Origin of the sequence: Mesorhizobium sp. M1D.F.Ca.ET.043.01.1.1 (genome assembly GCF_003952385.1) — a bacterium.
Classification (GTDB): Bacteria; Pseudomonadota; Alphaproteobacteria; order Rhizobiales; family Rhizobiaceae; genus Mesorhizobium.
The window spans coordinates 58,569-81,612 of the sequence record NZ_CP034444.1 but is presented as its reverse complement, the minus strand read 5'-3'; the positions used below and the strand labels follow the sequence as shown (position 1 = coordinate 81,612).

Genomic DNA, 23,044 nt, shown 5'->3' with positions numbered 1-23,044 from the left:
GTAGACGAGCGGGCGAAGGATGAAAAGTCGGCGCCGATAACTTCCTGCGCGCTTGTGATCCCCACATCAATCGGGCATTTGTGCGGCGCTGCCGCCGAACCCAGGCAATTCCAAGGAACCGCGCGGCGGTTTCGGCCCGGAATTGCTCCAGAAAACAAAGGCAGGCTGAACGAGAGGTCAGATGGTCGTTTCGCTTTCACGCCGCGGCGAGGTCGAGCCGTTCCACGCCATGGATATCCTGGCCGAAGCCAACCGGCTGAAGGCCACCGGCGTTCCCGTGGTGTCGATGGCGGTCGGCCAGCCGTCGGACCCAGCGCCGGCCGGCGTCCGAGAAGCCGCGGCTCTTGCCCTTAAGCACGGTCGCATCGGTTACACCGATGCTTTGGGGCTGGCAGAACTGCGCAAGGCGATCGCCACGCACTATGGCGAGCACTACGGAATCGATGTCGCCCCGGCCCGCATCGCCGTCACCACCGGCTCGTCGGCCGCCTTCAACCTGGCTTTCCTGGCGATGTTCGATCCGGGCGACCGTGTCGCCATTGCGGCGCCCGGCTATCCGGCCTACCGCAACATCATGGCCGCGCTCGGCATCGAGATCGTCGAGATCGAGCTCGGCTCGGACGCCTATCTGCACGCCGAACACCTGAAGGCCGCACATCGCGAAAAGCCGCTGAAGGGCGTGCTGTTCGCCAGCCCCGCCAATCCGACCGGCGCGGTGATCCCCGCGGACGAGCTCGCGGCGCTTGTGAAGACAGCCGAAGAGCTCGGCATCGCCGTGCTGTCGGACGAGATCTACCACCGGTTGGCCTACGCCGCGCCCGATGTCAGCGCATTGGCCTATGGCGCCGGCGTGACGGTGATCAACTCGTTCTCGAAATACTACTGCATGACCGGCTGGCGCATCGGCTGGATGGTGCTGCCGGAAGAGCTGGTGCGGCCGGTCGAGCGCATCGCCCAGAGCCTCTACATCTCGCCGCCGGAACTGTCGCAGATCGCGGCGATCGAAGCTTTCAAGGCCACGGAAGAGCTGGAAGCGGTGAAGGCCCGCTATGCTTGGAACCGCGACCTTCTGATGAAGCGTCTCCCGGAACTCGGTTTCGCGCTCGCGGCGCCGATGGACGGCGCCTTTTATGCCTTCTGCGACGTTACCCGGCACACCAATGACAGCATGGCCTTCGCGCGCAAGATGCTGGCCGAGGCGCATGTGGCGGCCACCCCCGGGCGCGACTTCGATCCGCTGCAGGGCCACCGCACCATGCGCTTCTCCTATGCAGGCAGCCATGACGACATGGTCGAGGCGCTGGCGCGCATCGAACGCTGGCTGAAATAGACGCCCATGCCGGAACTCGAGCAAGCGCTGGCCGATGTGGCCGCCGAAATGGCGGAACGCACCGATCGCGGCAATGTCGCCACCTATATCCCGCAGCTCGGCAAGGTCGATCCGAGGAAATTCGGCATTGCCGCCGTCACCAATGACGGCCGCGTCCTCCTTGCCGGCGATGCCGACCAGTCGTTTTCGATTCAGAGCGTCTCGAAAGTGTTCACGCTGACGCTGGCGCTGGGCAAGGTCGGCGATGCGCTCTGGCATCGCGTCGGCCGGGAGCCCTCCGGCAATCCGTTCAATTCGATCGTCCAGCTCGAGCATGAGAACGGCATCCCGCGCAATCCGTTCATCAACGCCGGCGCCATCGTCATCTCCGACATCCTGCTTGCCGGCCATCAGCCGCGCGAGGCGATCGGCGAGATCCTGCGCTTCGTCCAGTTCCTCGCCGACGACGAAACGATCATCATCGACCGCGACGTCGCTGCCTCCGAGCGCGCCACCGGCTACCGCAATTTCGCCCTGGCCAATTACATGAAATCCTTCGGCAATCTCCACCACGAGCCGGAGCTGGCCTTGGGCGTCTACTTCCACCATTGCGCCATTGCGATGAGCTGCCGGCAGCTCGCCATGGCCGGCCGCTTCCTCGCCAATGGCGGCAGGAATCCGGCGACCGGGCACTCCGTGGTGTCGGCCGAGCGGGCGCGCCGCATCGGCGCGCTGATGCTGACCTGCGGCCACTATGACGGCTCCGGCGACTTCGCCTTCCGTGTCGGCATTCCGGGAAAAAGCGGCGTCGGCGGCGGCATTCTTGGCATCGTACCCGGCGTCGCCTCGCTCGCCGTCTGGTCGCCGGGTCTCAACGAGAACGGCAACTCCAAGCTCGGCTCGATCGCGCTGGAAAAGCTCGCCAGGGTGATGAACTGGTCGATCTTCTCTCCCGATGCAGGAGGACGGCAATGATCAGGAAGCCATTGCGTGGACCGTTCTTATTATCGGAGCGGCTCTAGCAATAATTTATGGATTGGCGGGACTCGTCGCCTGGGCGGACGCTCAGCACGTATGCCCATATGGCAATCAATGCAGTGATGCCCGCACCACGATCTGGTTCGGCGCAACTATCGTCTTAGCCAGCTCTGTTGTTTGCGCCGTCGCCCTGCGAACAATTTTGCGCTCGCGCCGATAGATCAACTTCTGCGGTAACTGGCAAAAATCCCGCGCCGAATGGCGCGGGATTTTTGTGTTAAAAGATCAGCTTAATCGGCTGAAAATCCTAGAAAAAGCCTTTTCGCTGCCACCAGCCGGCGCGCTTCGGCTTTTCCTCGGCCTTGGCCTCGTCGGTGACGCTGGACGAAACGACCGGGACGACCGGCGCGTCGGTCGACTGGGGCTTGCGCCGCGTCGGGTGCGCACTGACGGGCGCTTCGGCCTCGGTCGGAGCCGAAGCAGCGACTGCCGGTTCCGGTTCGGCGGCCGCAGGTTCGGCGGGAGTTTCCGCCGCCGGTTCGGGCGCTTTCTCGGAGACCGTTTCCTCGGCGGCCTTCTTTGATCGCGATGCACGGCGCGGCTTCTTCGGCTTCTCCGCCTCCGGAGCATCGTCATTGGCGGGCGAGGGCGCTGCTTGCTCTTCGGCTGCCGCGACCGGCGGCGCGCCTTCGGGAGCTTTGACGTCCGCTTCATCGCCTGCGAGGTCATCGCCGGCGACGGCATCCGCAGCGGTTTCGCCGTCCTCGCGGCGATTGCGCTTGCCGCCGCGCTTGCCGCGCCGGCGCTTCTTGCCCTGACCGTCCTCGGCCGCTTCCGCCTCGGCCGGTGCTTCAGCCGTGACCTCGGCTGTTGCTTCGTCCGATGTCACTGCGGCATCCGCCGACGCGGGGACCGAAACGGCATCGCCATGGGGCTGGTGCTCGCGGTCGCGATCCTTGCCGCCGCGCCGCCGGCGGCGCTTGCGGCGCTTGCGGCCTTCGCCGTCCTCGGACCTTTGCTGCTGCTGTCCCTGCTGCGGATGGCGCGGCTGTTCCGCTTCGACCGAAACCTCTTCCTCCTCCTCGACGACGATCTCGTCCTCGGGCTCTTCCGGCTCGACATAGGTCGGCAGGCTGCGCACCTCGACAAAGCCTTCCGGCTTCTCCGCCACGGCGCCGCGGAAGATCGCGTAGTGCTGCGAGCCCAGCGTCTCGTCGGCTTCGAGCGTGATGGTCAGGCCGAACCGGGCCTCGAGCTCGACCAGATTGGCGCGCTTGTGGTTGAGCACATAGAGCGCGGTCGCCGCTGGCGTGCGCACGATGATGTGGCTGCGCGAATCCTTGAGCAGGAATTCCTCGATCGCCCGTACCACCATCAGCGCCACCGAAGAGTCGGAGCGCACATGGCCGGTGCCGCCGCAATGTGGGCAGGGCTTCATCGTCGATTCCAGCACGCTGGCGCGGATGCGCTGGCGCGACATCTCCATCAGGCCGAAATGCGAGATACGGCCGACCTGGATGCGGGCACGGTCGTTCTTGAGGTGGTCCTTCAGCCGCTTCTCGACGGAGCGGTTGTTACGGTTCTCCTCCATGTCGATGAAGTCGATGACGATCAGGCCGGCAAGGTCGCGCAGCCTCAGCTGCCGGGCGACTTCCTCGGCGGCCTCCAGGTTGGTGTGGAGTGCGGTATCCTCGATCGAATGCTCCTTGGTGGAGCGGCCTGAGTTGACGTCGATCGAGACCAGCGCCTCGGTCTGGTTGATGATGATGTAGCCGCCGCTCTTCAGCGTCACCTGCGGCTGCAGCATGCGGTCGAGCTGCGCTTCGATGCCGTTGCGCACGAAGATCGGGGTGGTGTCGCGGTAAGGCTGCACCACCTTGGCATGGCTCGGCATGAGCATGCGCATGAAGTCCTTGGCCTCGCGATAGCCGTCGTCGCCGGAGACCAGGATCTCGTCGATATCCTTGTTGTAGAGGTCGCGCACCGAGCGCTTGATCAGGCTGCCTTCCTCATAGACCAGGGCCGGGGCCGTGGACTGCAGCGTCAGGCTTCGGACGTTCTCCCAAAGCCGCATCAGATATTCGTAGTCACGCTTGATTTCGGCCTTGGTGCGGCTTTCGCCGGCGGTGCGCAGGATGACGCCCATGCCCTGCGGCACCTCGAGATCGGCGACGACCTCCTTCAGCCGCTTGCGGTCCTGGGCATTGGTGATCTTGCGCGAGATGCCGCCGCCGCGCGCGGTGTTGGGCATCAGCACCGAGTAACGGCCGGCGAGCGACAGATAGGTGGTGAGCGCCGCGCCCTTGTTGCCGCGCTCTTCCTTGACGACCTGGACCAGAAGGATCTGGCGGCGCTTGATGACTTCCTGGATCTTGTACTGGCGGCGAACCGGCTTGCGGCGGTTGCGGACCTCTTCCAGCGCATCCTCGGCGCCGACCGACTCGATCTCGTGCTCGTCCGAATGCGCGGACTGCACCTCCTCGAGCATGCCGCGATCGCTTTCGCTGGGAGCGGCTTCGTCGGACGGAGCGGCCTCGCTGGCGGATTCAGCCTGCGGCACCGCTTCCGAAATCACATCCGCTTCGATGCTGGCGGCCATCGAGGTGGGGCCGCCCTCGGAAGGCTTCTCGCTTTCGGCGGCGTCACTGTTGTCGGTGTCGCTGCCGGCCTCGGGTGCCTCGTTCTCGTCTTCGCCGGTTGTCTCTGCTACGGCCTCGACCGTCTCGGAGACTGTTTCGGCGGCCTCCGTTGTGGCATCGGCTGCTTCGCCGAGCTCGTTGACGGAGGCACTGGCAGCCGCGATGTCTTCGGCGTTTTCGCTACTTTCATCGGTGCCGGCAGCATCGGCGCCGCGCTTCTGCTCGGCGCGGTCGCGATTCTTGCCGCCACGGCGGCGGCTGCGGCGGCCGCGATCGCGCGCCTGCTGCTCCTCGCCGGCCTCAGCCTCCTCGTCGTCTTCGTCCTCGGCCTCCTGCGCCTCGGCGCGCAGCAGGGCCTGACGGTCGGCGACCGGGATCTGGTAGTAGTCGGGATGAATTTCACTGAAGGCGAGAAACCCGTGACGGTTGCCGCCATATTCGACAAAGGCTGCCTGGAGGGAAGGTTCGACGCGGGTTACGCGGGCGAGATAGATGTTTCCTTTGAGCTGCTTCTTGTCCTGGGATTCAAAGTCGAATTCTTCGATGCGGTTACCGCGAACGACGACAACGCGTGTTTCCTCCGGGTGGGAGGCGTCTATCAGCATCTTGTTGGGCATTATTTCGTTTCCTCCCGGCAGCCATCAGCCGCAGCTGGCAGGGCAGACCCCGCCGCTGTGTGCCTGGATTTGCGTGGATGCCGGATAATTGAATGTCCGCCGGCCGCTGCTTCAACGCGATGGCGGTGCCGCCCGCAGCCACAATGGCGCGGTTCGATGCGGACCTTTCCATGATTGCGCTTGAAGCCATCGGCACCCAGCAGAACCTTTTGAACCAAAGCCCGGGCTTGGCCGGACCAGCTTGTTTGCTCACACAGAGCCGGCGCGGGACATCCCGGCCGTTTTCATCGCGCAAGCGATTCCCCCGCCACGGGAGCACGCCTGCGAAAATCGTCGCGATCACCTGAAACCCGGAAGCGCCTTCACATCTTACCCCTGGCGGGAAACTGCAGGGGCGGGCGGTTCCAGGATTGCAGTGATCCAATGTCGCTTTTATGATTTGGCGGGGTGGAAGGCAACCCCGATTTCGGATGCCGGCAAAAAGCGCTTCCGTTGGGGAAGATTGCGCTCCACTCACCGTATGAAAAGGCTTGGTTAACCTTCTCTGGATACCAATCGTTAATCGAGTTGGCTGCCAGACAGGCCCTTCTACGAAACAAGGTCGGCGCAAGGCGCCAAACCGGGAGCGACTGGGGTAGAGATGGGACTGGCAGGCACCGCAGACAAGTGGCGTGGCGCCGCCGGGCATCTCCAGTTGATGGCAACGGCCCTTTTGCTGCTGGCGGTCCTGCTTGGCGCGACCGCGGCCTCGCGGGCCGACGGACTGCTTGGCGCAACCGGCTACAAGATGGCCGGCGACGCCACCAAGATGCGGATTGTCGTGACCTTCGACCGCGAGCCGGACGTGAAGTGGTTCCTGCTGCGCGGTCCCAACCGCCTTGTGGTCGACCTGCCGCGCACGCGATTCGCCCTCAGCGCCAAGGATGCGAAGCCGCGCGGGCTGGTGCGGGCCGTCCGCTACGGCGATCAGGGCAAGGGCTCGCGGCTGATCCTCACCGGCAAGGGGCCCTTTGCCGTCGACAAGCTCGACGTGCTGAAGAATGAAGACGGAAGCGGGTATCGCATCGCCATCGACATGTCGGCCGCGTCCGAACGGGAATTCGACGAGGCGCTTGCCAACCAGTCGCTGACGACCGGCTCGACCGTTTCCACCGACAAGGGCGGCCGCGTCGGCACCGGGCCGGTCTCGGCGCCTGGACACCGCTTCACAGTCGTCGTCGACCCCGGCCATGGCGGTGTCGACGGCGGCGCGGAGAGCGCCGGCGGCACGGTCGAGAAGAACGTCACGCTCGCCTTTGCCTCCGAATTGCGCGACAAGCTGGCCGCGGTCGGCAAATATGATGTGTTTATGACGCGGGAGAGCGATGTGTACCTGCCGCTCGACGAGCGCGTGCGTATCGCCCGCCAGCACGAAGCCGATCTTTTGATCTCCATCCATGCCGATACGATCGCCGTCAAGGGCCTCCGCGGCGCCACCGTCTACACGCTCTCGGACAAGGCCTCCGATCCCGAGGCCCAGGCGCTCGCCGATCGCGAAAACCTGTCCGACCAGTTCGCCGGCATGAAGTTCGAGGACGACAACAAGGAGGTCACCGACATCCTGATCGACCTGATCCGCCGCGAGACCCACGGCTTTTCAATGAGCTTTGCCCACACGCTGGTCGGCGAGCTGTCGACCAGCGTCGGCCTGATCAACAACCCGCAGCGCTCGGCGGGCTTCAAGGTGCTGAAGGCGCCTGACGTTCCTTCCGTGCTGGTCGAGCTTGGCTACCTCTCCAACAACAAGGACGAGGCGCAGCTGCTCAGCGCCGACTGGCGCGGCAAGGCGGCCCAGAGCATCACCAATGCCGTCGCCTTGTTCGCCGCGGCGAAAGCCGGAGCCAGGGCTGGCGGCTGAAGGGACTGCACCCGCCCACAACCAATGAGCCATCCTGCAACCACAAGCGGCGTTGCACGACGACAACACGTGGCGTTATTATTTAACCGACCGAGTCCTGAAATTTCGCGCTGCCGTATTTTGTCCACATGGTCGCGACATGGGTTTTCCATTGCGGATTGGGACCGCCCCGTGAAGCTTGCGCGACTGTCGGCTTCGTTTAGGAAAATCCCGAACCTCGGACTGGAGCGGGTATGATTCGTCTCATCGGCTATTTCTTCGGCATCGGCACCACGCTGGCGCTGCTGGTCGCTGCAGGCCTTGCCATCTACATCAGCCACCTGACGAAGGACCTGCCCGACTACGAAGTTCTGGCCAAATATGAGCCGCCGGTGACGACGCGCATCCATGCCTCGGATGGGTCGCTGATGGCCGAGTACGCCCGCGAGCGGCGCCTCTATCTGCCGATCCAGGCAATCCCGGACCGCGTCAAGGCCGCCTTCATGTCGGCCGAGGACAAGAACTTCTACAACCACCCCGGCATCGATATCACTGGCCTTGGCCGCGCCATCATCGTCAATCTGCAGAATTTCGGCTCCGGCAGGCGCCAGGTCGGCGCCTCGACGATCACGCAGCAGGTTGCGAAGAACTTCCTGCTCACCTCCGACCAGACCTATGAGCGCAAGATCAAGGAGATGATCCTGGCCTTCCGCATCGAGCAGGCCTATTCGAAGGACCGCATCCTCGAGCTCTATCTCAACGAGATCTTCTTCGGCTTCGGCGCCTACGGCGTCGCCGGCGCCGCGCTCACCTACTTCGACAAATCGGTCAACGAACTCACCGTCGCCGAAGCCGCTTACCTCGCTTCGCTGCCCAAGGGCCCCAACAATTATCATCCGTTCAAGCACGCCGACCGGGCGCTCGAGCGCCGCAACTGGGTCATCGACCAGATGGTCGAGAACGGCTACGTCACGCGCGAGGAAGGCGACAAGGCCAAGGCCGAGCCGCTCGGCGTGAAACCGCGCCGCAACGGCTCCTATCTGTTCGCGGGCGAGTTTTTCACCGAGGAGGTGCGCCGCCAAATCATTGCCCGTTACGGCGAGAACGCGCTCTATGAGGGCGGCCTGTCGGTGCGCACGACGCTCGATCCGCAGATCCAGCTGATCGCCCGCAAGGCGATGCAGAACGGGCTGCTGAAATACGACATGCTGCGTGGCTATCGCGGACCGGCGACCCATATCGACATTTCCGGGGACTGGGGCGTGCCTCTCGGTGCCGTCAAGGGGCTCGAGGACGTGCCGGAGTGGACGCTGGCCGTCGTGCTCGACAGTACCGCCGATGGCCTTACGATCGGCATTCAGCCGTCGCGCCAGGTCTCCGGCGACCTCGTCAAGGACCGCGTCGAAGGAACCGTCAGCAAGGACGACATGGGCTTCGCCATGCGCCATTTCGTCAACGGCAAGTCCGTGCGGGCGAAATCTCCGGCTGAAGTGCTTGAGCCCGGCGACGTCATCTTCGTGCAGAAGAACGATCGCTCCGATAATGCTTACAGCCTGCGCCAGGTGCCCGAGGTCGAAGGCGGCCTCGTTGCCATGGACCCGCATACCGGCCGCGTGCTGGCCATGGTCGGCGGCTTCTCCTACGCCCAATCGGAGTTCAACCGCGCCACGCAGGCGATGCGCCAGCCCGGCTCCTCCTTCAAGCCGATCGTCTATTCGGCGGCGCTCGACAACGGCTACACGCCGGCGTCCGTGATCATGGACGGCCCGATCACCATCCAGAGCGGCAACACCACCTGGACGCCGAAGAACTATGACGGCACGGTCGCCGGCCCGGCTACGTTGCGCTCGGGCATCGAGAAGTCGCGCAATCTGATGACGGTGCGGCTCGCCAACGACATGGGCATGAAGCTTGTCGTGGAATATGCCGAACGCTTCGGCGTCTACGATCATCTTGCGCCGTACCTGCCGATGGCCCTGGGCTCGGGCGAGACGACGGTGATGCGCATGGTGTCGGCCTATTCGATCATGGCCAATGGCGGCAAATCGATCAAACCGTCGCTGATCGACCGCATCCAGGATCGCTACGGCAAGACCGTGTTCAAGCAGGACGAGCGCGGCTGCGAGGGCTGCAACGCCAGCGAATGGAAGAACCAGGCCGAGCCGGAACTGGTTGACAATTCCGAGCAGGTGCTCGATCCGATGACCGCCTACCAGATCACCTCGATGATGGAGGGCGTGGTGCAGCGCGGCACCGGCGCCACCATCGCCGAGCTCGGCCGCCACATCGCCGGCAAGACCGGCACGACCAATGACGAGAAGGACGCCTGGTTCATCGGCTTCACGCCGAACCTCGTCGTCGGTCTCTACATGGGCTACGACACGCCACGCGGCCTCGGCAAGGGCGCCACGGGCGGCGGCCTCGCGGCGCCGATCTTCAAGGACTTCATGCGCGTCGCGCTTGACGGCACGCCCAATGTCGACTTCCAGGTTCCGGAAGGCATGAAGTTGATCGCCATCAACCGCAAGACCGGTATGCGCGCGGCCGAGGGCGATCCCAACACCATCATCGAGGCGTTCAAGCCCGGCACCGGCCCGGCCGACAGCTATTGGGTCATCGGCATGGGCGCGGACGGCTCCAACGGTGCCGGCGGCACGCTGTCGCCGCAGGCCAATCAGGCCATCCAGGACGGCGGCGGCGGCCTCTACTGACGTTTCCCAGGATTTCGGAAATGGGCCGGCAGGCAGCGCCGGCCATTTCGCTTTACAGGCGGCGGTGCCGTGCCTATGTATCGCGCCTATTCCGAAAAGACCGAGAAGAACAGGACAGAACGAAGACCCATGCGCGCGGAAACGCTCAACATTGTCGACGAGATCAGGCAGGCGATAACCCTGCTGAGGAGGCATCTTTGACTGGGATCAGGCCATCAAGCGGCTTGAATACCTGAACTCGCGCGCCGAGGACTCCAGCCTCTGGAACGACCCCGCGGAAGCGCAGAAGCTGATGCGGGAGCGCCAGAGCCTCGATGAGGGCATCGCGGCGGTCAAAGGGCTGACCCAGGCGCTCGAGGACAATATCGGCCTGATCGAGCTTGGCGAGGAAGAGGGCGACGACGGTGTCATCGCCGAAGCCGAAGCGGCGCTGCGTTCGATGCAAGGCGAGGCCAAGGCCCGCCAGGTCGAGACCCTGCTCTCAGGCGAAGCCGACGCCAACGACACCTATCTCGAAATCCATGCCGGCGCCGGCGGTACCGAGAGCCAGGACTGGGCCTCGATGCTTCTGCGCATGTACACGCGCTGGGCCGAGCGGCGCCGCTTCAAGGTCGAGGTGCTGGAAGTCCACGAAGGCGAAGAGGCCGGCATCAAGTCGGCCACCGTGCTCATCAAGGGCCACAACGCTTATGGCTGGCTGAAGACGGAATCCGGCGTCCACCGCCTGGTGCGCATCTCGCCCTATGACAGCAATGCGCGCCGCCACACCTCCTTCGCCAGCGTCTGGGTCTATCCCGTCATCGACGACACGATCGAGATCAACGTTTCCGAATCCGACGTGCGCATCGACACCTATCGTTCGTCCGGCTCGGGCGGCCAGCACGTCAACACGACAGACTCGGCGGTCCGCATCACCCATCTCGCGACCGGTATCGCGGTTGCCTGTCAGGCCGAACGCTCGCAGCACAAGAACCGGGCCAAGGCCTGGGAGATGCTGCGCTCCCGGCTCTACGAGGAAGAGTTGAAGAAGCGCGAGGCGGTTGCAAACGCCACCGAGGCGTCGAAGAGCGACATCGGCTGGGGCCACCAGATCCGTTCTTACGTGCTGCAGCCCTATCAGTTGGTGAAGGATCTGCGCACCGGCGTCGAAAACACCAGCCCGTCAAGCGTGCTGGACGGCGACCTCGACGAGTTCATGGAGGCTTCGCTGTCGCATCGCATCGAGGGCGGCGCCGGCGAGGCGGTGGCGGACCTCGACTAAGACCTTCTTGCGGGTGGCGGCTGACTGGGAGAGAGACCTTGGCAAATCCAGAACGGGCAGGCCCTCATAAGCTCGCCGGAAAATGCTTCTGCGGCCAGGTCCGCTACGAGGTGGCCGATGAATTCGTCTACGCGGCCAATTGCCATTGCTCAAACTGCCGGCGCACTACCGGCTCCGCCTTCAAGCCTTTCGCCGGCATCGAGCGCGACAAGTTTCGTCTCACCGCCGGTGACGACGGATTGCTGATCTACGGCGACGCCAACGCTCACGACGCGCATTGCGGGCAGTGCGGCTCGCTGCTCTATTCGCTGGTGCGCGAGGGCGCCTATGTCCATGTCGCGATGGGCACGCTGGTCGACGCGCCGAGCATCCGCCCGACCGCCCACATCTTCGTGGGCTCGAAGGCGAAATGGTTCACAATCACCGACGACCTGCCGCAGTATGATGGGCATGTTTCCGGCTGAACGGCTGGAACCAGCTTGAGCCGAATCCCGTTGTCCGGCACCGGGCTCGTGCCGCTAACCGCGCGTTAAGCGAGCCGGCGCACGATTCTGGATGGCAAAGGCTGGCGCGAGGCGAGGCATCGCCGAAGCGTCGGATTTCTTGCGCCAGCCAAGGAATCAGCCCAGCATTCGGGTTGGGGGATAGAAGCATTTATGGCCGGACGCGGCGTATCTGCGACTGACGATCCGGCCAACTGGGAAGACACGTTCCGGGAACGGGCAAGCGAAAAAACGCTTGATGCTCGAAAGGAACGCTTCGATGTCTGCTGCCAAGTCAAGATCGGCCCGAGCCGTTCGCCCGGCCGGCCGACTCCTGTTTTCCCTGTTCGCTGCTGGAGCGGTGATGGTGCTGGCCGCGCCCGCCTTCGCACACGACGCCAAACCCACGGCGGCCTTGCCGCAAGGCTGGAGCTACCCGTTTGCCTGCTGCGCCAACTATGATTGCCGTACGGCCCATACCGGTGAAGTCCTTGAGAAACCGGAAGGGTATGTGATTGCCGGAACCGGGGAGGTTGTTCCCATGACAGACAAGCGTGTGAAGGACAGCCCCGACGGTGAATTCCATTGGTGCGCGCACCAGGCTGGTCTCGACGCAGGCAAGACGATCTGCTTGTTCGTGCCGCCGCGCTCCTACTAGACTAGGACGACGTGAAAAGTCTCTAGCAGAGTCAGCAATGGATGAAGAGCCACTGACGGCAGTTGTCAGGACTGCATCTTTATGTTGCCTTGCCGCCAGCATATTCGGGGAGGGGCGGCGGGCAATGGAGGACAGTCATGGCGATCAAGGGAAGCTGCCACTGCAATGCGACCACATTCGAGGTCGCCGAAGCGCCACAGACGGTGACGCGTTGCACATGCTCCTTCTGCTCGAAGCGTGGCTCGCTTTGGGCATACTACGTTCCCTCGCAATTCAAGCTCACCAGCCCACCTGAGAACATCTCGTTCTACCAATGGGGCTCAAAAACCGTCAAACACGGGTTCTGCGCCACATGCGGCTGCGGCACCTTCACCGAAACGCCGGATTGGTCGACCGGCAAGCCCGACTTCGATAACCCGAAGATCAGCGTCAACTCCCGCCTGTTCGACGATTTCGATCTCGACAAGGTTGAGGTCGTGGTCATCGACGGCAAGAACCTTTGGTAGGCGGAACGATTGCTTGGCGCAAAGGCGCGTTGATGGATCGCCGGTAAAGCATTCTCGGCCGCTTTCCTGTTCCGCTTTTCGCCGCATTTCATGCTACAAGGCGTCCGGAAGGGCTGATTTGGCACGGCACAGGCCGTGAATTGGAGAGGGACCACCTTATGAAGAAAACCGTGCTCGTCGTCGTGGCGACGGCTGTGCTCGTGAGCGCCTGCACCACCACCGATCCGTATACCGGCGACCAGAAGATCTCCAACACTGCGGCCGGCGCCGGCCTTGGTGCTCTGGCGGGTGCCAGCCTTGGTCTGCTGGCCGGCGGCAATGACCGCCGCAACGCGCTGATCGGCGCAGGCATCGGCGCGCTTGCCGGCGGCGCGATCGGCGCGACGATGGACCAGAACGAGGCCGAGCTGCGCCGTCAGCTGCAGGGCACCGGCGTCAGCGTCACCCGCAGCGGCGACCAGATCATTCTCAACATGCCGTCCGACATCACCTTCAACGTCGACCAGGACGCGGTGAAGCCGGGCTTCTACCCGGTGCTGAACTCGGTGGCGCTGGTGTTGAACAAGTTCCGCCAGACCACGGTCGACGTCTTCGGCCACACCGACTCGACCGGCGGCGACGAGCACAATTTCGACCTTTCGCAGCGCCGCGCGCTGGCCGTCGCCAACTACCTGTCCGGCCAGGGCGTCGATTCGCGCCGCTTCGCCGTCACCGGCTTCGGCAAGACGCGCCCGATCGCGTCCAACGCGACTACTCAGGGCCGCGCCCAGAACCGGCGCGTCGAGATCCAGCTTTCGCCGCTCACCTGAGAGAAAACCACTCGCAGCTAAGCAAAACGGCCCCGTGCGGGGCCGTTTTTGTTTGCGCGATCCCAATTTAGGTCAAAAGTCTTAGGCCATTAGCTTGCTCTAATTGATACTTTCCCGGAGTCCTGGAAAGGACTAGCATCGAAGCTGTTCCAGAGGGGATGAGGCGGTAACCGGCCGCGCAATCAACATTTTTTCCGCCTCGGTCTTGCACGGCCAGATTAGAAATCTGGGAGGAATGCATGACAAGAATGGCTCGCCTTAGGCGCTGCGGCGCCCTCGTTTTGACCGGTCTTTTGGGTGCGTGGCTTGGCGGCGCCACCGCTCAGGCCGAGGACGCCAACAAGGCCGACATCGAGGCTCTGAAGAAATCGCTTGCCAAATATGAGGATTACACGGCCGCTTTGCGGGACCTCTATCTGTCGACCGAAGGCTGCGTCTATTACAGCGGCGAGAAGATACCGGGCACGATGGACTATCCGAAGGGCGCAATGGGCGTCCATTTCGTCAACGTCCCAAGTATCGGCAAGAAGCTCGACCCGATGAAACCCAACGTCCTTATCTACGAGCCGACCAAGAAAGGCCTGAAGCTGGTCGGGGTGGAATGGCTGGTGCCGCTGACGCCGGACGTCAAGGAAGTCCCTACGCTATTTGGCCAGAAATTCATGGGGCCGATGGAGGGGCACTATCCGCTGATCCCGAAGGAATTCGTGCACTACGACCTTCACGCCTGGCTGTTCAGCGACAATCCGAACGGCATGTTCAGTCCGACGAACCCGAAGGTGAAATGCAACAAGGCCGAGTTCCCGATGCTGGAGAAACCGACCAAGATGATGCCGGGACCGATGTAAGCGGCAGCGGCACAATCCGGGAAAAGTGCTTGGCTGAATCCTTCAAGCGAAGCGATAGCAAAGAAACGGCCCCATTTGGGGCCGTCTTCGTTTCTGCCGACGTTGTATGAAGGTCAGACCTTGGCGACGATCCGCATGAAGGCCGGCACGTCGTCGCCGAAGCCGACCGTGGCATCGTCCTCTTCGCGGCGATGGCGGGCAGGGCGGTTGTGGTCGCGCTGAGGACGGGCATCGCCGCGCTGCTCGTTGCGGTTGGCGGAACCCTTGCGGTCGTTCTCGGAGTGGATCGCGTCCTTGCGGGCGCGGCGCTCGGCGATGTCGGCGACCTCGGCGACCGGCTGCTCCTCGCGTGGCGTCTCCGGCGTCTCGTCCTCGCCATGCCTGGCGTGGCGGTCCGCGCCTCTCCTGCGCTCGCCCCGGCCCTTGCGGTCCTCGTCCTTGCGGCCGGCGCGGCGCGGCGCGCCGCGGCCGCGGCGGGGCGCATCCTCGCCTTCGCTCTCGGTGACGGTCGACAGGTCACCGTCATGCCATTCGATCTTGGCGCCGATCAGCTTCTCGATGGCGTCGACATATTTGGTGTCGGAGCGCGTCGCGATGGTGAAGGATTTGCCAGAGCGGCCGGCCCGGCCGGTGCGGCCGATACGGTGGACATAGTCCTCTGCATGGATCGGCACGTCGTAGTTGAAGACATGGCTGACGTCCGGAATGTCGAGGCCGCGCGCGGCAACGTCCGAGGCGACGAGGTAGCGCAGCTTGCCGTCGCGGAAATTGGCGAGCATCTGCATGCGGGCGCGCTGGTCCATGTCGCCATGCAGGGCGCCGGCATCGAAATCATGCTTCAGCAACGAGCGGAAAAGCTCGGACACTTCGACCTTACGGTTGCAGAAGATGATGGCGTTCTTCAGCCCATCGCTCTCGGCCTTCATCAGGTTGCGCAGCGTCTCGCGCTTCTCCCATGGCTTGGAGCCTGATTTCACCAGGCGCTGCGTGATGCTGGTTGCGGTGGAGGCGGCCTTCGACACCTCGACACGCACCGGCGCGTGCAGGAACTTTTCGGTGAGCTTGGTGATTTCCGGCGGCATGGTCGCCGAGAAGAACAGCGTCTGGCGCGTGAACGGGATCATCTCGCAGATGCGCTCGATATCGGGGATGAAACCCATGTCGAGCATGCGGTCGGCCTCGTCGATGACGAGGATCTCGACGCCGTTGAGCAAGAGCTTGCCGCGCTCGCGGTGGTCGAGCAGTCGGCCGGGCGTGGCGATCAGCACATCGGCGCCGCGCTCCAGCTTCTTGTCCTGCTCCTCGAAGGAGACGCCGCCGATCAGCAGCGCGATGTTGAGCTTGTGGTTCTTGCCGTATTTGATGAAGTTCTCCTCGACCTGCGCCGCCAATTCGCGCGTCGGCTCGAGGATCAGCGTGCGCGGCATGCGGGCACGCGCACGCCCCTTTTCCAGCCGGGTCAGCATCGGCAGCACGAAGGAGGCGGTCTTGCCGGTGCCTGTCTGGGCAATGCCCAGCACATCCTTGCCGAGCAGCGCATGCGGGATGGCGCCGGCCTGGATCGGAGTCGGCTTGGCATAACCGGCATCGGTGACTGCGGAGAGGACCTTCGGCGAGAGGCCGAGGTCTGTGAACGTCAACGCTTCTTGAGCGGTCTGGGTGTCTGCGGACAAGTGATGGCTGTCTTTGGCTGGTTCGGGAAAAAATCGCAACACACGTTGCGGCAAGCGCCGGGCGCCTGCGAGATCGCGGTTGCAGTTAGGCGCAAGTCCGCGATTTGTCAACACAAACGGCCGGAAATCCGGCAATTGTGAAGACTAACCTTAATCGGGACGCTTAATCGGTGTCATTCTCCTTGCGACGGCTCAATAGCGGAATTGCTCGGCAAGAATACGCTCGTTCCATGAATGATTGGGGTCGAACAGCAGCGTCGCCGTCGCCGTCGGCGATTCCCGCACCGTGACCGAGGCAATCGCCTTGACCTCGGTATGGTCGGCGGCGGCGTTGACCGGGCGCTTTTCCGACTCCAATATGTCGAAGCGCACGGTCGCTTTGTTGGACAGCAGCGCGCCACGCCAGCGCCGGGGCCGGAAGGGGCTCACCGGCGTCAGCGCCAGAAGCGGCGCGTCGAGCGGCAGGATCGGCCCGTGCGCCGACAGATTGTAGGCGGTCGAACCGGCCGGCGTCGCGATCATCACGCCGTCGCAGTTCAGCTCCTCCAGCCGCACCTGCTCGTCGACGGTGATGCGGATTTTGGCCGTCTGATAGGACTGGCGCCAAAGCGCCACTTCATTGATCGCGAGCGCCGAGACCGTTTCGCCCTCATGGGTCACCGCCTGCATCTCCAGCGGGCGGATCGTCTCGGATACCGCTCTCGAGATGCGCTCCTCGAGGCCGCCGGCGCGATATTCGTTCATCAGGAAGCCGATGGTGCCACGGTTCATCCCGTAGACCTTCTTGCCCGTGCTCATCGTGTCGCGCAGCGTCTGCAGCAGGAATCCGTCGCCGCCGAGCGCAATGACGATCTCCGCCTCGGCAACAGGTATTTGCCCGTAGCGCGCCGACAGGGTCTCCCGCGCCGCGCGGGCGTCGTCGGTGTCGGAAGAGACGAAGGCGAAACGGCTGGCTTCTTTGCTCATGGGTCCCGAACGGCGACCGCTACCGCCTGTCGGGTCGCGCCGGCGACGGCGTAGCATGCGCCGCCCGCATCTGCAAAGGGCGGCGTGCCGTACCAAGCGGCCAAGGAACGGCGCTCGCGCTTCGTGACAGCTATGCAACGAATGTGATGACCGCAATGGTTAAGACGAAGCTTAAGCACTCGTAAAGCCGGATCGATCATGTTAGCCGGCAGTGGATGGGTGGCGGGGGCTAGCCAGTCGAGAGACCTGTCTATTGCCTGTGACGCGTCTGATCATAGTCTTCCTGATGATGGGAAGTTTCGCTCTCATGTTCGCCGAATTGGTGCGTCATTCGGAAGAGATGAGCCAGCGGCCGCAGCCCACGGTCTCCCGCTGCGGCGATGCCGCCGGAACGCCTTGTCCGCAAAGGGCGCTTTAAGCCGACCCCGTCGCCTCAGCGGCTCGGCTGCAGGTGGCAGCCGGCCTCGCGCTTCTGCGCCAGATACTCGTCGATGAGCTGGCGGTAGCGCACCTTGCCGAAGCTCGGAAAATGGCCGCCATGCACGACCGACACGTCGATGTCGCGCATGGCAAGCAGCGTCTCCACATAATCGTCGATATCGGAGTGGTAGACGTCGTCGATCAGCGGCCCGTCATAGACGATGTCGCCGGACAGCAGGATGCCGGTCTTCTTCTCGTAGAGCGCGATGCCGCCCGGTGAGTGGCCAGGCGTATGGATGACCTCGAAGGCACGATCGCCAAGATCGACCACGTCTCCATGCCCGAGCAGCCGGTCGGCAGGCGCGGGCAGGATGTGGTAGCGCGCCGAGTCCCAGCCCTCGGGAATCCCGTCGAACATCTCCTCGTTGGCATAGCGGTCGGCGACCGTCCATTCATTGCGCGGATCGGCGAGGATTTCCGCCTCGGCTTTATGCACGCAGCGGTCCGCAAATTCGTGGTGGCAGCCGATGTGATCGAAATGCGTATGGCTGGCGACGCAGACGAGCTTTCGCCCGGTGACCAGCGGCACGTGACGGCGCAGGCTGAAATGGCCGAGGCCGCTGTCGAACAGAAGATCGCGGTCGCGGCCACGCACATGCCAGATGTTGCAGCGGAAGAACGGTTTTATCCACGGCTCGTGGATGAGCGTGACGTCCTCGCCCATGCGGATGGTCTCGTACCAGTCCGGAGCCTCGATAACCGGAAGCATGCCCATTTGCTCAGTCCGCCAGCAGGATGATGTCTTGAGCGTTGCATGAAACCGCTGTTGTGTCGCCTGCCTGGACGGCGGCCGATGCCGGCGCCTTGGCGATGAACTGCAGCGCCGGGTCCTGGACCGAGACGGCCAGCACGCGCTTGAAGCTTCCCTGGAAGACTACGTCGCTGATCCTGGCGGTGCCAAGCGAGACATCGCCTTCGGCATCGCCAAGGACAAGGTGCTCGGGCCGGATGGCGAGCGCCAGAGCCGCGCCGGCCGGCGACGTGCAGGCCAGGGATATCGGGCCGATCTCAGTCGTGACCGTGGCGCGCCCATCCCCGGAATCGCCGGCCTTGCCGGCAAGGATCGTGCTCTCGCCCATGAAAGTGGCCGAGAAGCGTGTCTTCGGCCGCGCATAGACGCGCTCGGGCGGGCCTTCGTCCTCGATGCGCCCGTCATTCATCACCACGCAATGGTCGGCCAGCGCCATCGCTTCTTCCTGGTCGTGGGTGACATGGACGAAGGCGGTGCCGACGCGCTTCTGGATCGCCTTCAGCTCGTCCTGCATCTGCCGGCGTAGCTTGAGGTCCAGCGCGCCGAGCGGCTCGTCGAGCAGCAGCACAGCCGGTTCTATAACCAGGGCGCGGGCCAGCGCCACGCGCTGCCGCTGGCCGCCGGAGAGCTGATGCGGCTTCTTGTCGAAGGCCGCCGCCAGCCCGACGAGAGCCAGCGCCTCGCGCGCCTTGGCTGCCCGCGTCACACCGTCGACGCCCTGCATCCTGAGCCCGAAGCCGACATTGGCGCCGACGCTCATATGCGGAAACAGCGCATAGTCCTGGAACACCGTCGTTGTCGGGCGCTTCGCCGGCGGCACGAATGTGCAGTCCTGGCCGCGGATGAACACATTGCCTTCGCTGGGCGTGACGAAACCGCCAAGGATCGAAAGCAGCGTTGTCTTGCCGGAGCCGGACGGCCCGAGCAGGATCGTGTAGCTGCCGGGCTCGATGGCGAGCGAGACGTTCTTCAGCACCGGGAGCTGGCCGAAGCGATGCGAGACGTTGCGGATGTCGACCAAAGGCGAGCTCATGCCGGCTTTCTCCGCAGCAGCGTCAGTTCGAAAAACACCACCAGCACGATAGAGACCGCAAAGACCAGCGACCCGACGGCGTTGGTCTTGGGGTTCAGGCCGGAGCGCAACAGGTTCCAGATTTCGACGGGCAGCGTCGTCTCGAAACGCGTGAGCAGGAAGGAGATGACGAACTCGTCCCACGAGAAGGTCATCGACAGGAAGAAGCCGGCGAAGATCGCCGGCGCCATCACCGGCACGGTGATCATCAAAAGCACCTTCCATTCCGGCGCGCCGAGGTCGCGCGCGGCCCGCTCGATGTTGATCTGGTGGTCGCCCATCTGGCTGTAGATGATGGCGAAGCAGAGCGGCAGGTTGATCACCACATGGCCGATGCCGGCGGCTAAAAGCGATTTCGGCACGCCGGCCCAGTTGAACAGCACCAGAAGGCCCATGCCGATGATCAGGTAGCTGACGGTGAGAGGCAGCGTGATCAGCCCGCGCAGCACGGCCGAGCCCGGCAGGACAAAGCGTGCGAAACCCCAGGCGGAGAGGAAGCCGAGCGTGACGGAGGCGAGCGAGGACAGCACCGCCACCAGCAGCGAGTTGACCAGCGCCGAGGTGAGCCGCGCATCGGACAGCACCGCTTGGTACCAGCGCAGCGACGGGCCGGTGAAGGGCGGGATTGGGAAGGACGTCGCCTGCAGCGAAAAAAGCACCAGCACGACCACCGGCAGGAAGATGAAGCCGTAGACGGCGATGGCATAGAGCCAGGCGGCGATGCGGATGACGGCGCGCATGGTCAGGCCCGCTCGATCTTCAGCCAGCGGGCACAGGCGAGATAGGCAACGGTGACGACCGCCATCAGGATGATCGACAGTGCCGAAGCCAGCGGGAAATCGCCGCGGCGGCCGATCTGCATCATCACCAGCTGCGGCATGACCAGCTCGTTGTTGCCGCCGAGGATCTGCGGCGTGATGTAGTCGCCGATGCAGAGCACGAAAGTGAGGAAGGCGCCGACCATGATGCCGGGCAAGGTGAGCGGCAGCACGACGTGCAGGAAGGTGCGCACCGGCCCGGCGCCAAGGTCGGCGGCGGCCTTGCGATAGCTCGGGCTGAGCTGCTTGAGATTGGCGAAGATCGTCAGCGTCAGCAGCATGACGAAGAAATGCACGAAGCCGGTGACGGTGGCGAACCGCGTGTTGGCGAGTTGCAGCGGTTCGGCGGTCAGGCCGATGCCGGTGAGCGCCCGGTTGATGACGCCGTTCTGCGCCAGCACCAGCAGCCATGAATAGGAGCGCACGACGTAGGACGTCCAGAACGGCAGCACGGCCAGCATCAGCGCCAGCCGCTGCCAGCGCTCCGGGACCATCTCGGCCAGGATCCAGGCGAACGGGTAGGCGAGCAGGATCGAGATCACGGTGACGATCGCCGTCACCTCCAGCGAATTCACCATCGCCCGCCAGTAGGACGAATCGGTGAAGAACTGGCTGTAGTTGGCTAAGGTGAAGCCATCGCCTTCATGCGCCGTCAGGCTCGACAGCCCCATGGCGACGAAGGGCAGCACGAAGAAGAGCAATGTCCATGCCAGCGCCGGCGTGACCAGCGCCCAGGGCAGGGCGCGCCCGTTGTGTCCGGTGAAAGTCATCGGCCGATTTACTGCGCCTGCAGCATTTCGGTCCACATGTCCTGCATCTTCTTGTCGAGATCGGCATTCGGCGCCGGATAGGCCTGGGCACGGGCGAGGAAGCCCGGCTGCTCGTCGAAGCGCAGGATCTTCTTCTGCTCGTCGGAGAGCGCCGCCTTCTTGTTCGCCGGCATGCCCCAATAGCAGGCCGAGGTGGCGAGCCGAGCCTGGCCTTCAGGGCTCAGAACGTACTGGATGAACTTCAGCGCCATGTCCTTGTTCTTGGAATCCTTGAACATGGCGAGCGACTGCGACCAGAGCACAGCACCCTCTTTCGGGATCGAGAAGTCGAGCGCCGGGTTCTCCTTGGCGAGGCCGGCCGTCACCCACTCGCCGCCGCCGACCAGCACATCCACCTCGCCGGTGGCCAAGGCAGTCTGGCTGGCGGTGACTTCGCCGACCAGCTTGGCATTGGCCTTCATCTTGAGGAGCTCCGCCTTGAGGGCGGGAAGGTCGGCCTCGGTGAGGTCGGCCGTCTTCTTGCCGATGGCAAGCGCGGCCATGCCGATCACCGGCAGGTAGTAGTCGTAGATCGCGATCTTGCCCTTGTATTTGTCGCTGGTGAGCGAGGCCAGCGACTGCATGTCGGCCGGATCGACCTTGGTCTTGTTGAAGCCGATCGTGTTGTAGCCGAACTTTTCGGTGATGCCGTAGCGCTTGCCGTCGACGATGGTGGACTTGTCCATCTTCACTTCCGCGAAGAGGTCGGCGAAGGGCAGCTTGTCCTCGGGCAGCGGCTCGAACAGGCCTTTCTCGACGCCGCGCGGCACGTCGATGCTATCGATCACCATCACGTCCCAGTCGCCCGGCTGCGACTGGTCGACGATGGCGAGACCGGCGCCGGTGCCCTCGAATTCCTTGACGTTGACCTGGACGTTGTTGGCCTCCTCGAAGGGCTGCAGCAGCGCCGGATCGGAGTGATCGCACCAGATCAGCGCGTTGAGATCGGCGGACTGAGCGCCGCTCGCCGCGATGAGCAGCGCTGCGGCCGCGCAGGCGGCGGCGAGGTGAGATTTCAGGGCGGAAAGCGGATTGCGGGCATTGACGGTCATCGAGTGTTCTCCCTGCCTTGCTGGCTTGTTGGAAGAAAAGTTGAACCAATTCTAAAATTGAGTCAATTATGATTTTATGGCAGAGAGGCCGACATGAGCGGATTGCGCGAACGACAGAAGGCGGACCGGCACCGCCGCATCATCGATGCGGCGACGGCGCTGTTCCGCGAGGCCGGCTATGAGGGCGCCAAGATCGAGGCGATCGCAGCCCAAGCCGAGGTTTCGATCGGCACCATCTACAACTACTACCAGAACAAGGGCGACATCCTCGGCGCCATCGTCTCGATGGAGGTCAACGAGGTGCTGAACGCCGGGCGAGGGGTGCTCGCCAGCCCACCCGTCAATGTCGGCGATGCGCTGGACACGCTGATCGGCATCTATATCGAGCATTCGCTGAATTATCTCAGCAAGGAGATGTGGCGCCAGGCGATGGCGATATCGACGCAACTGCCCGACAGCCCGTTCGGCCAGGCCTATACGGCCCTCGATCGCGCGCTGACCGAACAGATCCGCGCGCTGATTGCCCGCCTGCAGGAGATCGGCCTGGTGCGCGCCGACATCGACGGCCCGGCCGTGGGTGAGCTCGTCTTCAACAACATGAACATGATGTTCATCGAGTTCGTGAAGCGCGAGGAGGCGAGGATACCGGAACTGCGCGCGGCGATTAGGCGGCAGAACCGGGTGCTGGTGGCGGCGATCGGGGTGTGAGGCGAACGAGGCCGGAGTCGG

At 63.9% G+C, this 23,044-nt stretch carries 20 protein-coding genes; 12 read left to right on the top strand and 8 right to left on the bottom strand.

The genetic code is table 11. The features are described 5' to 3' along the window. Window positions 1-181 precede the first annotated feature (181 nt). Window positions 182-1,330 (top strand): aminotransferase class I/II-fold pyridoxal phosphate-dependent enzyme, encoded by a 1,149-nt coding sequence (locus EJ067_RS00460; RefSeq protein WP_126084164.1) that lies wholly within the window; start codon window positions 182-184, stop codon window positions 1,328-1,330. A 6-nt stretch (window positions 1,331-1,336) separates the two neighbouring features. Beyond that, window positions 1,337-2,284: a glutaminase gene (locus tag EJ067_RS00455; RefSeq protein WP_126084163.1), complete on the top strand. Its 948-nt coding sequence runs from the start codon at window positions 1,337-1,339 to the stop codon at window positions 2,282-2,284. A 310-nt stretch (window positions 2,285-2,594) separates the two neighbouring features. On the opposite strand, the gene EJ067_RS00450 is transcribed toward EJ067_RS00455, so the two are convergent. Continuing rightward, window positions 2,595-5,543 carry an Rne/Rng family ribonuclease gene (locus EJ067_RS00450; protein WP_126084162.1) on the bottom strand — a complete coding sequence of 983 codons (2,949 nt, stop codon included), beginning with the start codon at window positions 5,541-5,543 and terminating at the stop codon, window positions 2,595-2,597. 92 nt (window positions 5,544-5,635) lie between these two features. Between EJ067_RS00450 and EJ067_RS00445 the strand changes: the two genes are divergently transcribed. From EJ067_RS00445 to EJ067_RS00405, 9 genes are all read left to right on the top strand, one after another. Next, window positions 5,636-5,890 (top strand): hypothetical protein, encoded by a 255-nt coding sequence (locus EJ067_RS00445; RefSeq protein ID WP_126084161.1) that lies wholly within the window; start codon window positions 5,636-5,638, stop codon window positions 5,888-5,890. Window positions 5,891-6,240: 350 nt separating this feature from the next. Next, window positions 6,241-7,440: an N-acetylmuramoyl-L-alanine amidase gene (locus tag EJ067_RS00440; protein WP_245468122.1), complete on the top strand. Its 1,200-nt coding sequence runs from the start codon at window positions 6,241-6,243 to the stop codon at window positions 7,438-7,440. A gap of 233 nt (window positions 7,441-7,673) precedes the next feature. Next, on the top strand, window positions 7,674-10,130 hold the full coding sequence (locus EJ067_RS00435) for a penicillin-binding protein 1A (protein WP_126084159.1): 2,457 nt from the start codon (window positions 7,674-7,676) through the stop codon (window positions 10,128-10,130). A 129-nt stretch (window positions 10,131-10,259) separates the two neighbouring features. Next, a protein-coding gene (gene prfB, locus EJ067_RS00430; RefSeq protein WP_126084158.1) for a peptide chain release factor 2 occupies window positions 10,260-11,391 on the top strand; the annotation gives its coding sequence in 2 pieces (ribosomal slippage) (window positions 10,260-10,325 and window positions 10,327-11,391; 1,131 coding nt in all). Window positions 11,392-11,429: 38 nt separating this feature from the next. Then, window positions 11,430-11,855, top strand: coding sequence for a GFA family protein (locus tag EJ067_RS00425; RefSeq protein WP_126084157.1), 426 nt, complete (start codon window positions 11,430-11,432; stop codon window positions 11,853-11,855). A gap of 298 nt (window positions 11,856-12,153) precedes the next feature. Beyond that, a complete protein-coding gene (locus EJ067_RS00420) occupies window positions 12,154-12,531 on the top strand; it encodes a hypothetical protein (RefSeq protein ID WP_126084156.1) in 378 nt (125 codons plus the stop codon). A 137-nt stretch (window positions 12,532-12,668) separates the two neighbouring features. Further along, window positions 12,669-13,037, top strand: coding sequence for a GFA family protein (locus EJ067_RS00415; RefSeq protein WP_126084155.1), 369 nt, complete (start codon window positions 12,669-12,671; stop codon window positions 13,035-13,037). A 158-nt stretch (window positions 13,038-13,195) separates the two neighbouring features. Next, a complete protein-coding gene (locus EJ067_RS00410) occupies window positions 13,196-13,846 on the top strand; it encodes an OmpA family protein (protein WP_126084154.1) in 651 nt (216 codons plus the stop codon). Window positions 13,847-14,085: 239 nt separating this feature from the next. Then, complete coding sequence (locus tag EJ067_RS00405) at window positions 14,086-14,694, top strand: hypothetical protein (protein WP_126084153.1); 609 nt, start codon at window positions 14,086-14,088, stop codon at window positions 14,692-14,694. A gap of 113 nt (window positions 14,695-14,807) precedes the next feature. On the opposite strand, the gene EJ067_RS00400 is transcribed toward EJ067_RS00405, so the two are convergent. The 7 genes from EJ067_RS00400 to EJ067_RS00370 form a co-directional block, all read right to left on the bottom strand. Beyond that, window positions 14,808-16,367: a DEAD/DEAH box helicase gene (locus tag EJ067_RS00400; protein WP_189510276.1), complete on the bottom strand. Its 1,560-nt coding sequence runs from the start codon at window positions 16,365-16,367 to the stop codon at window positions 14,808-14,810. 192 nt (window positions 16,368-16,559) lie between these two features. Then, the gene (locus EJ067_RS00395) at window positions 16,560-17,333 is read right to left on the bottom strand and encodes an NAD kinase (protein ID WP_126084151.1); all 774 of its coding nucleotides are present in this window, start codon (window positions 17,331-17,333) and stop codon (window positions 16,560-16,562) included. Between the two features lie 433 nt (window positions 17,334-17,766). Beyond that, the gene (locus EJ067_RS00390; protein ID WP_126084150.1) at window positions 17,767-18,528 is read right to left on the bottom strand and encodes an MBL fold metallo-hydrolase; all 762 of its coding nucleotides are present in this window, start codon (window positions 18,526-18,528) and stop codon (window positions 17,767-17,769) included. A gap of 4 nt (window positions 18,529-18,532) precedes the next feature. Continuing rightward, a complete protein-coding gene (locus EJ067_RS00385) occupies window positions 18,533-19,597 on the bottom strand; it encodes an ABC transporter ATP-binding protein (RefSeq protein WP_126084149.1) in 1,065 nt (354 codons plus the stop codon). Beyond that, entirely contained in the window at window positions 19,594-20,376 is a 783-nt protein-coding gene (locus tag EJ067_RS00380; protein WP_126084148.1) for an ABC transporter permease, read from the bottom strand. Before EJ067_RS00380 ends, EJ067_RS00385 begins: the two co-directional genes overlap by 4 nt. Window positions 20,377-20,378: 2 nt before the next feature. Further along, window positions 20,379-21,224: an ABC transporter permease gene (locus EJ067_RS00375; RefSeq protein WP_126084147.1), complete on the bottom strand. Its 846-nt coding sequence runs from the start codon at window positions 21,222-21,224 to the stop codon at window positions 20,379-20,381. A gap of 8 nt (window positions 21,225-21,232) precedes the next feature. Continuing rightward, window positions 21,233-22,315, bottom strand: a complete 1,083-nt coding sequence (locus EJ067_RS00370) for a spermidine/putrescine ABC transporter substrate-binding protein (RefSeq protein WP_126084146.1) — start codon at window positions 22,313-22,315, stop codon at window positions 21,233-21,235. 93 nt (window positions 22,316-22,408) lie between these two features. On the opposite strand from EJ067_RS00370, the gene EJ067_RS00365 reads away from it, so the two are divergent. After that, a complete protein-coding gene (locus EJ067_RS00365) occupies window positions 22,409-23,023 on the top strand; it encodes a TetR/AcrR family transcriptional regulator (RefSeq protein ID WP_126084145.1) in 615 nt (204 codons plus the stop codon). The last annotated feature ends 21 nt before the right edge of the window (window positions 23,024-23,044 follow it).